14 protein-coding genes and 1 pseudogene are annotated in these 15333 nt (G+C 72.1%); 6 read left to right on the top strand and 9 right to left on the bottom strand.

All coding sequences use genetic code 11. The annotated features are described in order from the left end of the window. Positions 1–10: 10 nt before the first annotated feature. From IE178_RS28365 to IE178_RS28350, 4 genes are all read right to left on the bottom strand, one after another. Positions 11–2188 (bottom strand): 3-hydroxyacyl-CoA dehydrogenase NAD-binding domain-containing protein, encoded by a 2178-nt coding sequence (locus IE178_RS28365; RefSeq protein ID WP_193514272.1) that lies wholly within the window; start codon positions 2186–2188, stop codon positions 11–13. Positions 2189–2227: 39 nt separating this feature from the next. Next, complete coding sequence (locus IE178_RS28360; RefSeq protein WP_193514271.1) at positions 2228–3442, bottom strand: acetyl-CoA C-acetyltransferase; 1215 nt, start codon at positions 3440–3442, stop codon at positions 2228–2230. After that, entirely contained in the window at positions 3439–4599 is a 1161-nt protein-coding gene (locus IE178_RS28355; protein WP_184763228.1) for a CaiB/BaiF CoA transferase family protein, read from the bottom strand. The genes IE178_RS28360 and IE178_RS28355 overlap by 4 nt, the downstream gene beginning before the upstream one ends. A 128-nt stretch (positions 4600–4727) precedes the next feature. Beyond that, positions 4728–5108, bottom strand: a complete 381-nt coding sequence (locus tag IE178_RS28350; RefSeq protein WP_184763227.1) for an MmcQ/YjbR family DNA-binding protein — start codon at positions 5106–5108, stop codon at positions 4728–4730. 91 nt (positions 5109–5199) lie between these two features. Here IE178_RS28350 and IE178_RS28345 point away from each other — a divergent pair, with 91 nt between their 5' ends. Beyond that, on the top strand, positions 5200–6378 hold the full coding sequence (locus tag IE178_RS28345) for a saccharopine dehydrogenase family protein (RefSeq protein ID WP_193514270.1): 1179 nt from the start codon (positions 5200–5202) through the stop codon (positions 6376–6378). A gap of 24 nt (positions 6379–6402) precedes the next feature. On the opposite strand, the gene mmpA is transcribed toward IE178_RS28345, so the two are convergent. Further along, a complete protein-coding gene (mmpA, locus tag IE178_RS28340; protein WP_193514269.1) occupies positions 6403–6549 on the bottom strand; it encodes a morphogenic membrane protein MmpA in 147 nt (48 codons plus the stop codon). A gap of 191 nt (positions 6550–6740) precedes the next feature. Between mmpA and IE178_RS28335 the strand changes: the two genes are divergently transcribed. Next, positions 6741–6962 carry a hypothetical protein gene (locus IE178_RS28335; RefSeq protein WP_193514268.1) on the top strand — a complete coding sequence of 74 codons (222 nt, stop codon included), beginning with the start codon at positions 6741–6743 and terminating at the stop codon, positions 6960–6962. On the opposite strand, the gene IE178_RS28330 is transcribed toward IE178_RS28335, so the two are convergent. The 3 genes and pseudogenes from IE178_RS28330 to IE178_RS36285 form a co-directional block, all read right to left on the bottom strand. Then, on the bottom strand, positions 6959–7651 hold the full coding sequence (locus IE178_RS28330) for an endonuclease V (RefSeq protein ID WP_193514267.1): 693 nt from the start codon (positions 7649–7651) through the stop codon (positions 6959–6961). The two genes, IE178_RS28335 and IE178_RS28330, sit on opposite strands and share 4 nt — an antisense overlap. 72 nt (positions 7652–7723) lie before the next feature. Beyond that, positions 7724–8047, bottom strand: coding sequence for a plasmid stabilization protein (locus IE178_RS28325; protein ID WP_184763220.1), 324 nt, complete (start codon positions 8045–8047; stop codon positions 7724–7726). Between the two features lie 71 nt (positions 8048–8118). Continuing rightward, positions 8119–8507 (bottom strand): annotated as a pseudogene (locus IE178_RS36285) (oxidoreductase); the annotation flags it as partial. A gap of 213 nt (positions 8508–8720) precedes the next feature. Here IE178_RS36285 and ssgD point away from each other — a divergent pair. Continuing rightward, positions 8721–9134 carry a spore wall synthesis regulator SsgD gene (ssgD, locus tag IE178_RS28320; protein WP_184763219.1) on the top strand — a complete coding sequence of 138 codons (414 nt, stop codon included), beginning with the start codon at positions 8721–8723 and terminating at the stop codon, positions 9132–9134. Positions 9135–9726: 592 nt separating this feature from the next. Beyond that, the gene (locus IE178_RS28315) at positions 9727–10266 is read left to right on the top strand and encodes a GNAT family N-acetyltransferase (protein WP_184763284.1); all 540 of its coding nucleotides are present in this window, start codon (positions 9727–9729) and stop codon (positions 10264–10266) included. 63 nt (positions 10267–10329) lie between these two features. On the opposite strand, the gene IE178_RS28310 is transcribed toward IE178_RS28315, so the two are convergent. Next, a complete protein-coding gene (locus IE178_RS28310; RefSeq protein WP_193514266.1) occupies positions 10330–10965 on the bottom strand; it encodes a GOLPH3/VPS74 family protein in 636 nt (211 codons plus the stop codon). A 341-nt stretch (positions 10966–11306) separates the two neighbouring features. On the opposite strand from IE178_RS28310, the gene IE178_RS28305 reads away from it, so the two are divergent. Both IE178_RS28305 and IE178_RS28300 read left to right on the top strand, forming a co-directional pair. Further along, complete coding sequence (locus IE178_RS28305) at positions 11307–12932, top strand: ABC-F family ATP-binding cassette domain-containing protein (RefSeq protein ID WP_184763217.1); 1626 nt, start codon at positions 11307–11309, stop codon at positions 12930–12932. 10 nt (positions 12933–12942) lie between these two features. Continuing rightward, a complete protein-coding gene (locus IE178_RS28300) occupies positions 12943–15207 on the top strand; it encodes an ATP-binding cassette domain-containing protein (protein ID WP_193514265.1) in 2265 nt (754 codons plus the stop codon). The last annotated feature ends 126 nt before the right edge of the window (positions 15208–15333 follow it).

Genomic DNA, 15333 nt, shown 5'->3' with positions numbered 1-15333 from the left:
GTGCGGCGCGTCAGCGCGCGTCCGTGAAGACCTCTCCCTTCTCCGCCTTCGCCAGCAGCAGCGCGGGCGGGGTGAAGCGCTCGCCGTAGCGCTCGGCGAGCTCACAGGCGCGGGCCACGAATCCGGGCAGGCCACCCTCGTAACCGTTGATGTACTGCAGGACTCCGCCGGTCCAGCCGGGGAAGCCGATACCGAGGACGGAGCCGATGTTGGCGTCGGCGACGGAAGTCAGCACGCCCTCCTCCAGCAGCCGGACGGTGTCCAGCGCCTCGGAGAAGAGCATCCGCTCCTGCATGTCCGCGAACGGGATCTCGTGACCGGGCTTCGTGAAGTGCTCGCGCAGTCCCGGCCACAGCCTCGCGCGCCTGCCGTCCTCGCCGTACTCGTAGAAGCCGGCGCCGCCGCTGCGGCCGGTGCGGCCGAACTCGTCGACCATGCGGTCGATGACGGCCTCCGCGGGGTGCGCGGTCCAGGTGCCGCCCGCCTCCTCGACCGCCCGCTTCGACTCGCCCCGGATCTTGCGCGGCAGGGTGAGGGTCAGCTCGTCCATCAGGGCGAGCACCTTGGCCGGGTAGCCCGCCTGGGCGGCGGCCTGCTCCACCGACGCCGGTTCGATGCCCTCGCCGACCATGGCGACGCCCTCGTTGATGAAGTGCCCGATGACCCGGGAGGTGAAGAAGCCCCGCGAGTCGTTGACGACGATCGGGGTCTTGTTGATCTGCCGGACCAGGTCGAAGGCGCGGGCCAGCGCCTCGTCCCCGGTGCGCTCGCCCTTGATGATCTCGACCAGCGGCATCTTGTCGACGGGCGAGAAGAAGTGCAGGCCGATGAAGTCGCCCTGGCGCTCCACGCCCTCGGCGAGGGCGGTGATGGGGAGCGTGGAGGTGTTGGAGCACAGCAGCGCGTCGTCGGCGACGACACCCTGGATCTCCTGGAACACCTTGTGCTTGAGGGAGGTGTCCTCGAAGACGGCCTCGATGACCGCGTCGCAGCCGGCGAGATCGGCCGCCTCGGCGGTGGGCGTGATCCGGGCGAGCAGCGCGTCGGCCTTCTCCTGGGTGGTACGGCCCCTGGCGACGGCCTTGGCGCACAGTTTCTCGGAGTAGCCCTTGCCCTTGACGGCCGCCTCCAGGGAGACGTCCTTCAGGACGACGTCGATCCCCGCGCGGGCGCACGCGTAGGCGATGCCCGCGCCCATCATCCCGGCGCCGAGGACGGCGACCTTGCGGACCTCGCGCTGCCCGATGCCCTTGGGGCGGTTGGCACCGGAGTTGACGGCCTGGAGGTCGAAGAAGAACGCCTGGATCATGTTCTTCGACGTCTGGCCGGCGGCCAGCTCGACGAAGTAGCGGGCCTCGATGACCTGGGCGGTCTCGAAGTCGACCTGTGCTCCTTCGACGGCGGCGGCGAGGATGTTGCGCGGGGCCGGGTAGGGGGCCCCGTTGGTCTGCTTGCGCAGGGTGGCCGGGAAGGCGGGCAGGTTGGCCGCGAACTTGGGGTGGGCGGGCGTGCCGCCCGGGATGCGGTATCCCGGCCTGTCCCAGGGCTGGGCGGATTCGGGGTGGGCGTCGATGAAGGCGCGGGCCTTGGCGAGCAAGTCCTCCCGCGTGTCGGCCACCTCGTCGACAAGGCCGTTCTCCAGGGCGCGCCGGGGGCTGTACTGGGTGCCCTGGAGCAGCACCTTCAGCAGGGCGTCGGCGATGCCGAGGAGACGGACGGTGCGGACGACGCCGCCGCCTCCGGGGAGCAGGCCGAGGGTGACCTCGGGACAGCCGATCCTGGAGCCGGGGGCGTCGAGGGCGATCCGGTGGTGGCAGGCCAGGGCGAGTTCGTAACCGCCGCCGAGGGCAGCGCCGTTGATCGCGGCGACGACCGGCTTGCCGAGGGTCTCGATGCGGCGCATCTGGCGTTTGATCGCCATGCCGCCGTCGAACAGCCGCTGCGCCGTCCCGGGGGTGACGCGGATCAGGTCGCGCAGGTCGCCGCCCGCGAAGAAGGTCTTCTTGGCGGAGGTGAGGATGATGCCGCGGATGCTGTCCTTCTCCGCCTCCAGGCGGTCGGTGATCACGGCGAGGGAGTCGCGGAACGCCTGGTTCATCGTGTTCGCGGACTGGTCGGGGTCGTCGAGGACGAGGGTGACGACGCCGGTGTCGTCCTGTTCCCAGCGGATGGTGGTGCTCTCGGTCATGAGGGTTCTCCGTAGAAGTCGCGTGCGGGTCGCTGGGATTCAGAGGCGTTCGACGATGGTGGCGATGCCCATGCCGCCGCCCACGCACAGCGTGGCGAGGCCGTAGCGCTTGTCCTGGCGTTCCAGTTCGTCGACGAGCGTGCCGAGGATCATCGCGCCGGTGGCGCCGAGCGGGTGGCCGAGCGCGATGGCGCCGCCGTTGACGTTGACCTTGTCCAGGGACAGACCCATGTCCCTCACGAAGCGGAGCACGACCGCGGCGAACGCCTCGTTGATCTCGACGAGGTCGATGTCGTCGATGGTCAGTCCGGCCTTGGCGAGTGCCTTGCGGGTGGCGGGGGCGGGGCCGGTGAGCATGATGGTGGGCTCGGAGCCGGACACGGCGGCGGAGACGATCCGCGCGCGCGGGGTGAGACCGTGGCGCTCGCCGACCTCCTTGGAGCCGATGGCGACGAGTGCGGCGCCGTCGACGATGCCGGAGGAGTTGCCCGCGTGGTGGACGTGGTCGATCTTCTCGACCCAGTGGTACTTCTGCAGCGCCACGGCGTCGAAACCGCCCATCTCGCCGATGTCGGCGAAGGACGGCTTCAGCCCCGCCAGCGAGTCGGCGGTGGTGCCCGGGCGCAGGTGCTCGTCGTGGTCGAGGACGACGAGGCCGCTGCGGTCCCTGACCGGGACGACGGACCGCCCGAAGCGGTTCTCCTTCCAGGCGGTGGCCGCGCGCTCCTGGGAGAGGGCGGCGTACTCGTCGACGTCCCGCCGGGAGAATCCCTCGATGGTGGCGATCAGGTCGGCGCCGATGCCCTGGGGCACGAAGTCGACGGCGAGGTTGGTCATCGGGTCGTTGAACCAGGCGCCGCCGTCGGAGGCCATCGGCACCCGGGACATCGACTCGACGCCGCCCGCGAGGACCAGGTCCTCCCAGCCGGAACGCACCTTGGCTGCGGCCATGTTGACAGCCTCGAGGCCGGAGGCACAGAAGCGGTTCTCCTGCACGCCGGCCACCGTGTCGGGCAGTCCGGCGGCGACGGCGGCGATGCGGGCGATGTCGGAGCCCTGGTCGCCGACGGGCCCGACGACGCCGAGCACGATGTCGTCGACGGCGGCCGGGTCCAGGTCCGGGAAACGGTCGCGGATCTCGTGGATGAGCCCGACGACCAGGTCGATGGGCTTGGTCCCGTGCAGGGCGCCGTTGGCCTTGCCGCGCCCGCGCGGGGTGCGGATCGCGTCGTACACATACGCTTCGGTGCTCACGAGGGGGCCTTTCGGTGAGGGTTCGAGGGCGAGGACAGCAGCCGGGGTACGTCCCAGTCGCGGGCCACGTCGTCGGTGTCGGCGCCCGGCCGGGCGGGCCCGGTGCGGACGCTGGTGGGGGTGGCGGAGAACCGGGGGGCCGGTGCGGGCTGGAGGGTGCCGCCGTGGTCGGTGAAGGTGGAGCGGGCGGCGAGGTGCGGGTGGTGCGGGGCCTCGCGCAGGGACAGCACCGGCGCCACGCACGCGTCGGAGCCCTCGAAGACGGCCGTCCACTCGTCGCGGGTGCGGGACGTGAAGCGGGCGGCGACCTGCTCGCGCAGCTCCGGCCACCGGGTGACGTCGGTGTGGGCGGCGGCCTGGTCCTCGATGCCGAGCAGGCGCAGGAATTCGGCGTAGAACCGCGGCTCCAGCGCGCCGACCGCCATGTGCCGGCCGTCGGCGGTCTCGTAGGTGCCGTAGTACGGGCAGCCGCCGTCGAGGAGGTTGGCGCCGCGCCGGTCCTGCCAGGCGCCGGCGGCGAGCATGCCGTGGATCATCGCGGAGAGGTGGGCGGTGCCGTCCACGATGGCGGCGTCGACGACCTGCCCGGCGCCGGTCGCGCGCGCGTGGTGCAGGGCGGCGAGGACGCCGACGACGAGGTACAGGGAGCCGCCCGCGTAGTCGCCGAGCAGGTTGGCCGGGGCGGCCGGGGGCCGGTCCGGGTCGCCGGTCATGCCAAGGGTGCCGGTGAGGGCGATGTACGCGATGTCGTGTCCCGCGCGGTCGGCGAGGGGGCCGGTCTGACCCCAGCCGGTCATCCGGCCGTAGACGAGGCGCGGGTTGCGGGCGTGGCAGTCCTCGGGGCCGACGCCGAGGCGCTCGGTGACTCCGGGGCGGTTGCCCTCGATGAGCACGTCGGCGCGCTCCACGAGGTCGAGGAGGCGCGCGGCCCCGTCGGGGGCCTTCAGGTCGACGATCACGGAGCGCTTGTTGCGGTTGGTGACGTCGTGGGCGGGGTCGATTCCGAGCCCGGGGCCGCCGGGGCGGTCCACGCGTACGACATCGGCGCCCAGGTCGGCCAGGAGCATGGCGGCGAACGGGCCCGGCCCGATCCCGGCCAGTTCGAGCACGCGCACACCGGTGAGCGGACCGTGTCCCGGCGTCTTCGCCTCTGTCATCGAGCCCCCAACGGCTGTGACACACCTGATGTAACACCCGCGATGCTAGGAACGTGTTCAACCCGGCACAAGAGGCGGGCGAGCAAGCGCTTGGCCACTGTACGGCCGGACACCGGTCCCCGCGCGCCTCAGCGTGCGTCCAGCTCCGCGGCCAGCCGCTTCGGCGCGATCGTGCGGTAGCTCTCCTCCACCCAGTCGCACAGCAGCTCGGCGGACGGGGCACCCCTGGGCTCCAGGGGGACGCCGACCCAGCCGGACGCGCCCAGGCCGTACCCTGCGGGCGCCGCGCCGGGGCAGGCCAGCGCGTGGGCGTGGGCCGTCTCGTCCTTGAGCTTCACGGTCACCCCCAGCGGATGGCCGCCGTCGCCGACGCCGAGGAAGACGAACACCTTCTTGTTGACCTTGGCGACGGTCTCGCCCCAGGGATGCTCCTCGGTGGCTCCGGGCAGACCGAGGGCGTAGACGCGCACTTTCTCCCACTTCCTCAGGGCGTTCCTGGACACGGTCATGGGGTTCCTCCGGGCTCGTCGTCGTCGCTCCGCATCCCTCACGCTAGCCTCGGCCACCGACAGCGGCGCGGCTGCACGACCAAGGGGTGTCATGAACAGGATGAACAGGGCGGACCGTCCGTACGACATCGTGCTCTTCGGAGCGACCGGTTTCGTCGGAACGCTGACCGCGGAGTACCTCGCCGCCCACGGCCCCGCCGGGCTGCGCTGGGCGATCGCCGGCCGCAGCACGGAGAAGCTGGAGCGGCTGCGGGAGCGGCTGCCCGGCGGCGCGGACATCGGGCTGCTGCGGGCGGACGTGTCCGACCCGGCCTCGCTGCGCGCCCTCGCCGGGCACGCGCGGGTGGTGGCGACGACCGTGGGCCCCTATGTGGAGTACGGCGAGGAACTCGTCGCCGCCTGCGCGGACTCCGGCGCGGACTACGTCGACCTCACGGGTGAACCCGAGTTCGTGGACCTGATGTACGTCCGTCATGACGCACGCGCGCGGGAGACCGGGGCGCGGCTGGTGCACGCCTGTGGCTTCGATTCGGTGCCGCACGACCTGGGCGCGTACTTCACCGTGCGGCAGCTGCCGGAGGGGGTGCCGCTGACCGTGGACGGTTTCGTGACCGTCGACGCGGCCTTCTCGGGCGGGACCTTCGCCTCGGCGCTGAACCAGTTCGCCCGGCACCGGCAGCTCCGCGCGGCGGCGCGGGACCGCCGGCGTCACGAACCGCGGCTGGTGGACCGCAGGGTGTCGGCTCCGACGGGCGCGCCGCGCTACGCGCCGGAGGCCGGGGCCTGGGCCCTGCCGCTGCCGACCCTCGACGCGCAGATCGTGCGCCGCTCGGCCAAGGCGCTCGACCGGTACGGCCCCGACTTCCGTTACCGGCACTACGCGGCCGTCCGGCGTCTCCCGGTGGCGGTGGGCGGGGTCGCGGCCGTGGGCGCTCTGGTCGCGGCGGCCCAGCTCCCCTCGCTGCGACGCCGGCTCTCCGACCGGATCGGGCCCGGTGACGGGCCGAGCCCCGAGAAGCGCGCCCGGAGCTGGTTCACCGTCCGCTTCGTCGGCGAGGGCGGCGGGCGGCGGGTGTACACGGAGGTGGCGGGCGGCGACCCCGGCTACGACGAGACGGCGAAGATGCTGGCCGAGGGGGCCCTGTGCCTCGCCTTCGACGACCTTCCGCCGACGGCGGGCCAGGTCACGACGGCGGTGGCGATGGGGGACGCGCTGATCGCACGCCTCGCCGCGGCGGGGCTGCGCTTCCGCGTCGCCGCGACACGCTGACGGCCGAGCCGGTCGGGGGCCGCCCTACAGCGGCCACTCGACCAGCGTGTAGATCATCCCGACGATCCAGCCCAGCCCCGCCAGTACGGCGAGGGTGAGCCCGATGATCACGGCCCGCTCGACGGGCCGGCCGTCGGGGGCAACTGGCTTGGGTGCGCGGTGCGTTGTCATGCGCACCAGCCTGCGGGGGCGGGCGCGGTACGGGCATCCGTACGCGTACTCAGTACCGGTACTCAGATCGCGCGGGCGGGTTGCGCGCCGGAGTGACCCCCGCTTGAGACTTCCTCGGCCCTGGGTCCCGGACTGCCGGGGCGGACGGGCGAGGAAGTATCAATGGGAAGTTCAATGAAACACTTGAAGGCATGCGATTCCTCCTCGAAGTCACCATGGACGGCGAAGCGTTGGCGAAGGACCCCGCGGGAGAGCTGGGGCGGATCCTGCGGTACTGGGGCGGAAACCTGCGCCACTACGCGCTGGTGCCCGGGGACGGGTCGGTGATCTACGACTCCGGGTACCGCGAGGTGGGGCGGTGGAGTGTGGAGAACGCCGACCGGCGCGGGCCGGCGCCGACCAGCGCCGACTAGAGGGCGCCGGCCTCGCCGAGCGCCCGACGGCACAGGGCGTCCGCCCTGCGGGTGGTCTCCGGGAGGCGGTACGCGGGGGCCAGGGCGAGGGTGTGGGCGCAGGCGTTGTCCAGGCTCACTCGGTGGCCGACCGAGACGAAGACCGGCTTGACGGCGTCCCTGGTGCGCAGGGCGCGGCCGACTTCCTCGTCGCCGGCGAGCAGCGGGGCCGTGCTGCCGCGCGAGGTGTCCGGTTCGTCGTAGGTGAAGGTGAAGGGGTTCTTGGCGACACCGATCGTCGGCAGGCCGGTGAGCACGCCGAGGTGGCTGGCGAGGCCGAAACGGCGGGGGTGGGCGAGGCCGTAGCCGTCGCAGACCACCAGGCCGGGCGGACAGGGCAGGGCGTCGAGCGCGGCGAGGACGGTGGGGATCTCCCGGAAGGCGAGCAGTCCGGGCACGTACGGGAAGGAGATCCGGCCGACGGCGGTGGTCTCGGCGACGACGTCGAGACTCGCCGCGTCCAGGACGACGGCCGCCGCGGCGACCACGTCCCGCTCGTCGTCGTACGCCACGTCCACTCCGGTGACGTGGCCAGTCCCGGGCGGCGGGCCCGGTTCGTCGAGCACCACCCGCGTACGCAGCGCGTCCTGGACCGCGCGGGCCTCTTCCTCGGTCACGGGCCAGTCGGCGGGTGTGCGTACGGTCGTCATGGTGTCCCTGAGCCTACGGGGCAGGCATGTTCCGCGCGGAGGGTGCCCCGGCACCCTCCGCGCGCAGACGGCTCACTTGCCCAGCGCCCGCTGGAGCTGGCTCTTGTTCATGTTCGAACGGCCCTCGACGCCGCGCTTCTTGGCCTCCTCGTACAGCTGGTCGTACGTGGGCCCCTGGGAGCCCTTGCCGGACCGCTGGCCGCCCCGCTTGCCGGACGACATGTCCTGGGTCGAGGTGCGGCTGGCCGTCTTGGACTCGCCGGACCGGGCGCGCTCCTTGTTCACGGTCCGGGAGGCGATCTCCTTGGCCCGCCCGGTGCTCTCGCCCCGGCTCTCCGCGCTCTCCTTGATGTGCTCGTACTGACGCTCCCGTTTGGGGCTGGAACCGCGTGGCATGTCCGCTCACTTCCTCTCGCGTACAGCGAACGGGTACCCACGTTGGCAGCAAACAGGGCACACCGCATGCGTCAGTGCTCCAGGCGGGCAGCCCTCCCTTCTCGCGCGCCGCCCAGCAGCCGTGGTCCGGCGCGCAGTCGACCGTGTCGTAGGAGCCGGTGTCGACGGTCCGCCAGGTGCGGCCCGCGTCGGTCGTCAGCTCGGTGCCGGTGGGGCCGATCGCGAGGGGGGCGGTCCGGCTGTGCGGGAGCCAGGCGACACCCGAGCGGTGGGCGGGCGGCGACATGGTGGCCGGGCGCCGTGTGCGGAAGCCGTCCGCGGTGCGCACGGCCGCGTCGGAGGAGCCCGGGCCGGGGCGGAAGTCGCCGCCGACGGCGAGGCCGTGGGCGCGATCGCGGAAGGCGAGGGCGAAGACTCCGCGCGCCGGGTCGCCGCCGGGGATCGGCGCGTCGGTGGCCGTCCGGAGGGCCATGCCCGGCGGGCGGGGAGGCCGGCGGGCGGTTCACGTGCCCCGAAGTACGCCTGGGGAGAGCCGTGTCACTCGGGTGCATGAAGGCGGTGACAGAGGTCACTCGCTTTTCGGTAGCCGGATTGGCTCATTCCGTCGTCTCTTCCAGTAGCCGTCCCGATCCGCCCCCGGAAGCCCGTCCAGCCGTCACGAGGGAGCAAGGCGTTGTCCACCGTCATCGAGCAGCCCGTAGAGGCCCGCCTCGTCGCCGCCGCGCCGCGGATGCCGAACATTCCCGCCACGCTGCACTACGACCGCGACGACCCGTTCGCCGTCCGCATGACCTTCCCCGCGCCCGCCACCCTGGAGGGCGTCGAGGTCTGCTGGACCTTCGCCCGCGAACTGCTCGCCGCGGGCCTGCTGGGGCCCGAGGGCCACGGCGACGTACGGGTGCGGCCGTACGGCTACGACCGCACCGTGCTGGAGTTCCACGCCCCCGAGGGCACCGCCGTCGTGCATGTCCGCTCGGGCGAGGTGCGCCGGTTCCTGGAGGCCACCGGCGAACTGGTGCCGACGGGTCTGGAGCACCTCCAGCTCCGTCTGGACCACGAACTCGCCGAGCTGATGCGAGACGCCTGACCGGGCCGACCGACGCCCGCCGCCCGCCGCCCAACAGGGCATCGCGCACGCCGCGCTCCGGGCCGCCGGCCCGGGTGTCGCGGGTCGCCGTGCCGAGCAGCTACGGCGGGGCGCGGCCGATCAGGGCGTGTGCGGCCCGGCCGATGCCGGGACCGACGCTCACGTCGAGCGCGGCGGACGGCGCGTCCCCGTTCTGGGCCTGCCGGGCCCGCTCCGCCTCCGACTTCGACCGCCACGCCCGGATCGCTCGTCAACCGTGACGAGGTCTGGCGCTTCAGCCATCTCACCGCGCACTGTTTGCCAGAACGTCGGCCTCCCCGCCGGTCGGGCGTTCATCAGGACACTTCTCCGGCAACTTCCGTGACGAAGACCGCGCCTGGTTCTCTTCACGCACCCCGACAGCAGGGTGTGCGGCACTCCGGAAGGCGGCCCGCCACTGCCGAAGTCGATGTTCACGACAACGGGAGGCGTCTCGTCCCTGGCAGGCGTAGCTGTAGGTCCCGGCCCCGTTGGCGAGGGTGGGGCCCGGGCCGGGGGCTTCATCGGCCTGCGAGTCTTGATCGCTGTCGAGCCTGCTGATTGGGTGGCCGGCATGACTGAACTCGGACCCGTCGCCTGGCCGCCTGCTCCGATCAGGACCGAAAGGCTCGTGCTCCGTGAGCCCGAGGCACGGGACCGTGCGGCGTTCGTCGAACTGCTGGCGTCACCAAAAGTGCACACCTACCTCGGCGGTCCCCGTCCGCTTGACGAGCTTGAGCGCGAGATGCCCGGGGTGCCCGAGCGATGGCCCGGGAGTTTCGTCGTTGATTTCGACGGGGCGATGATCGGCCAGGTCCTGCTCAGGAGAGCAACGGAACACCGTCGCCCGGCTGCCGCGGGGAAGGTCGATCTCGGCTACCTGTTCCTGCCACGAGCGTGGGGATACGGGTACGCCGCCGAGGCGTGCGCGGCGGCCCTCGACTGGTTCGACGGCGTCCTTCCCGGCGAGCCGGTGGTGCTCGCCACCCAGACCGCCAACGTCCGCTCGATGCGCCTCGCGGCAAAGCTGGGGTTCACCGAGGTGGAGCGGTTCCATGCCTGGGACGCCGAGCAGTGGCTCGGCCAGCGGTCCCCGGTCACGCCGTCTGCTTGAACTCGTACTCGCCACCACTGCGGAGGCGGAGCTCAGCGCCGTCGAAAGTCATGAACCGTGCGTCTACGAGGGTGTCGGCGCGGGCTCGGTCAGGGTGGTGCGCAGGGCGCGCAGGATGCCGTCGAGCGCGGGGGCGGGCGTTCCGGCGCGCAGGGCGAGGTGCTCGGCCTGCCGGTCGTCCGCGCCCGGCAGCAGGCCCGCCGCGACCGCGAGGGCGACGGCGGTGGCGGCCGGCCGGGGAACGTTCTCGGCCGGTGCGGGCCCGTCCAGGATCTGCCGGGCCTCCCGGTGCAGGACGTCCACGCGGGCGGCGTCGGCCAGGACGTGCTCGACGGACGGGAACACCTTGAGGACCCGTCGCTTCTCGGCACGCAGCACTCCCTCGGCCACCAGTTGCTCCCGGACCGCGTCGAGGGTGTGGCGCGCCCTCAGCGTCACCCAGGTGCGCCAGCCGTGCGGGCAGGACTCGCTGACCAGCTCCAGCAGTCCGTCGAGGACCGCGTCCCCGCTGCGGGAGTCCAGGTCGAGCGGTGTGGTGATGCCCTCGTCGTCGATCAGCAGACCACGCTGCGCCAGCTCGGCGAGGGCACCGGCCCGCACCAGGGCGGGCAGCCGGGCCGGTTCGGTGACCTCCCGTCGCGCGGTGTCCCAGGCCAGCAGGTAGAGGCGGGCCGGCAGTGAGAGCGGGCCGTTGGGCACGGGGCCTCCTCGGGGCAGTGACGTCGTGATCCGGCGCATCCGGCGTGTCCGGCGCGCCCGGTAAAGGCGTTGACAGCCGATTCCGTCACTCCTACCGTGTACAACGGTTCTGTTGCCGTCGATGGGAGAAGGACGTTGCTCGTCTGAGGTTCTGAGACACCGCGTCACACCGGTCAGGTGTGTACGTCGCGTGCGACCTCGGCGCTCGAGCCGTCCTTGCGGTCCCTGCGGAACAGGGCTTTTCTCATGCCCACGGTTTCCCTCCCGACTGCCGGTCGTCGTCCCGCGGTGTCTCGATACGCGTTTGCCCCTGATCGCCCCGAGCAACCGCGGAGGCCCGCATGTCACCATCCATCACCTGCACGTCCCTCGCCTTCACCTGGCCCGACGGCACCCCCGTCTTCGAGGGCCTCGACGTCGCCTTCGGCCCCGGCCGAACCGGGCTCGTCGGCGTCAACGGGTCGGGGAAGTCCACCCTGTTGAAGCTCATCGCCGGTGAGCTCACCCCGGCCGACGGCGCCGTCCGCGTCGCCGGTGAGGTGGGTTGTCTGCCGCAGAACGTCACGCTCGACACCGCACTGCGGGTCGACGAGGTGCTCGGCATCGCCGCACGGCGTGCCGCGCTGCACGCCATCGAGGCCGGCGACGTGGCCGAGGAGCACTTCGAGACCGTCGGCGACGACTGGGACGTGGAGGAGCGCGCCCTGGCCACGCTCGGCGAACTCGGCCTCGGACACGTCGGTCTCGACCGCACCGTCGGCGAGGTGTCGGGCGGCGAGTCGGTGCTGCTGCGGCTGGCCGCGCTGCTGCTCCGGCGCCCGGACGTGCTGCTGCTCGACGAACCCACCAACAACCTCGACCTGTATGCCCGCAGACGGCTGTACGCGGCCGTCGAGGGCTGGCCGGGAGTGATGATCGTGGTCAGCCACGACCGTGAACTGCTGGAACTGGTGGATCAGATCGCCGATCTGCGGTCCGGAGAGGTCACCTGGTACGGCGGCAACTTCTCGGCCTACGAGGAGGCCCTGGCCGTCGAACAGGAGGCGGCCGAGCGGATGGTGCGGGTCGCCGAGTCGGACTTGCGCAAGCAGAAGCGCGAACTGGCCGACGCCCAGGTCAAACTGGCCCGCCGCAAGCGGTACGGGCAGAAGATGTGGGACCAGAAACGCGAGCCGAAGATCATCATGGGGGCGCGCAAGCGCGCGGCGCAGGAGTCCGCGGGCAAGCACCGCATCATGCACGAGGAGAAGCTCGCCGAGGCCAGGGAACGCCTCGACGACGCGGTGGACGCCGTACGGGACGACGACGAGATCCGCGTCGACCTGCCGTACACGGCCGTACCGCCGGGTCGCGGCGTCCTCACGCTGATGGATCTGGAGTTGGCGTACGGCGCCCGGGTGGACGGTGGCTTCGATCTGCGGGGCCCGGAGCGGGTCGCGCTGATCGGGCGCAACGGCGCGGGCAAGACGACGCTGCTGCGCACCATCGCCGGGGAGCTGCGGCCGGTGTCGGGCGAGGCGACGGCGCATGTCCCGCTGCGGTTCCTGCCGCAGCGGCTCGACGTCCTCGACCCGGAGCTGACCGTCGCCGAGAACGTGGCCCGGTTCGCGCCGGGCGCCACCAACAACCGGATCCGGGCCCGGCTCGCCCGCTTCCTGTTCCGGGGCGCCCGGGCGGACCAGGGGGCGGCGACGCTCTCCGGCGGCGAGCGGTTCAGGGCGACGCTGGCGGCGCTGATGCTGGCGGAGCCCGCGCCGCAGTTGCTGATGCTGGACGAGCCGACCAACAACCTCGACATGGCGAGCGTCCGGCAGCTGACCACGGCGCTGGAGTCGTACGAGGGAGCCCTGATCGTGGCCAGTCACGATCTGCCGTTCCTGGAGTCGATCGGCATCACCCGATGGCTGTTGATGGAGGAGGGAGAACTGAAGGAAATCACGCCAGAAGCTGTCGGGTATCCCGCCTAGCGTCGGTGGTATGAGCCAGTCCAGCGAGTTCATCACCATCACCGGAGCCGGGGAGAACAACCTCAAGGACGTCACACTCCGCATCCCGAAGGGCCGGCTGACCGTGTTCACCGGCGTTTCGGGGTCGGGGAAGTCGTCGGTCGTCTTCGACACGATCGCGGTCGAGTCGCAGCGCCAGCTCAACGAGACGTTCACCTGGTTCGTCCGCAACCGGCTGCCCAAGTACGAACGGCCGCACGCGGAGGCCCTGGAGGACCTCACGCCCGCGATCGTCGTCGACCAGCGGCCCATCGGCGGCCACTCCCGGTCGACGGTCGGCACGATGACGGACGTCTACTCGGTGCTGCGGGTGCTGTTCTCCCGGCACGGCACACCCGGCGCCGGGCCGGCGACGGCGTACTCGTTCAACGACCCGTCGGGCATGTGCCCCGAGTGCGACGGGCTGGGCCGGACGGTACGGCCGGACTGGGACCGCATCCTCGACGCGGACCGCTCCCTCGCCGAGGGGGCGGTCCGCTTCCCTCCGTTCGCGGCGGGCACCTGGCAGGGGCAGGCGTACACCAACAGCGACGAGCTGGACCCGCACAAGCCGGTGCGGGCGTTCACCGCGGCCGAGCGGGAGTTCCTGATGCGCGGACGCCCCGGCAGCAAGGTCACCGTGAGCGGCACGGGCGGCACCTGGACCACCGAGTACGAGGGACTCGCCGACCGTTTCGAGCGGCTGTACCTGAAGCGGGACCTGGCGGGGATGAGCCAGAGGACCCGGGACACGGTGCGGGAGTTCCTGGCCGAGGGGGTCTGCGCGGCCTGCCGGGGCGCCCGGCTCAACGAGGCGGCGCTGGCGTCCCGGATCGGCGGCCGGTCCATCGCCGACTGCGCCCGGATGCAGGTCACCGACCTCATCGCCGTCCTGCGGGAGATCGACGACCCGGTGGCCCGGCCGATCGCCCGGGCCGCCGTCGCCGCCCTGGAGCGGATCGAGACGATCGGCCTCGGCTACCTCAGCCTCGACCGGGAGACGACCACCCTCTCCGGCGGCGAGGGACAGCGGCTGAAGACCGTGCGGCACCTCGGGTCCAGCCTGACCGGGATGACGTACATCTTCGACGAACCCAGCGTCGGACTGCATCCACGCGACGTCCACCGGCTCGGGGAACTGCTGCTGCGGCTGCGCGACAAGGGCAACACCGTGCTGGTGGTCGAGCACGATCCCGACGTCATCGCCCTGGCCGATCACGTCGTCGACATGGGTCCGGGGGCGGGCACCGAGGGCGGCAGGGTGGTGTTCGAGGGGACACCGCACGAGCTGGCCTCCTCGGGCACGCTCACGGGGCGGTGTCTGGGACGGCGTACGGCGGTCAAGGACACGGTGCGGGAGGCGGTGGGCGAGCTGTGGGTGAAGGGGGCCGACCGGCACAACCTGCGCGACGTCACCGTGCGGTTCCCGGCCGGGGTGCTCACCGCGGTGACCGGGGTCGCCGGTTCGGGCAAGAGCACGCTGGTCGCCGAGTTCACCGCCGCCCACGGCGACGCCGTGGTGGTCGACCAGTCCTCGATCGGCATCTCCGCGCGGTCCACCCCGGCGACGTACCTGGGGATCATGGACACCGTACGGAAGGTCTTCGCGCGGGAGACGGGAGCCGAACCGGGGCTGTTCAGCTTCAACTCCGACGGCGCCTGCGAGACCTGCGAGGGCCGCGGGATCATGTACACCGATCTGGCCTTCATGGACCCGGTGACGACGACGTGCCCCACCTGCGAGGGACGGCGCTTCAAGGACGAGGTGCTGCGGCTGACCGTCGGCGGCCGCTCCGTCGCCGACGTGCTGGGGATGACGGCCGAGCAGGCGCTGGACTTCTTCCAGGACACCGGCGTACGGCGCAGGCTGCGCGCGCTGCGGGACGTCGGCCTCACCTACCTCACGCTGGGTCAGCCGCTGTCCACCCTCTCCGGCGGTGAACGACAGCGGATCAAACTCGCCACCCGGCTGCACCGCAAGGGTGTGGTGTACGTGCTCGACGAGCCGACGACCGGGCTGCACATGGCGGACGTGGACGGCCTCGTCGCCCTCCTGGACCGGCTCGTGGACGCGGGAAACACCGTCGTCGTCGTCGAGCACAACCTGGACGTCGTCGCCCGCGCCGACTGGGTGATCGACCTCGGTCCGGACGGCGGACGGGACGGCGGACGGGTGGTCTTCGAGGGCACACCGGCCGAGTTGCTCCAGGCCGAGGGGTCCTTCACGGCGGTGTATCTGCGGCGGGCCGGGCGCTGAGGCCCGTTGCCGGTGGTACATCCCATCGCCGCCGGGGGTGGCCGGGTCGGGATTCGCCCTGCATGATGGCTGCGCCGACGTCCGAGGGAAACGGGACGGGCCCCGGACTCCCTCGGTACGGCCGCA

It is taken from the genome of Streptomyces griseoloalbus (assembly GCA_014650015.1).
Taxonomy (GTDB): domain Bacteria; phylum Actinomycetota; class Actinomycetes; order Streptomycetales; family Streptomycetaceae; genus Streptomyces; species Streptomyces griseoloalbus.
Note: the sequence above shows the minus strand (reverse complement) of the source record. Positions and strands in the feature narration are given on the sequence as shown.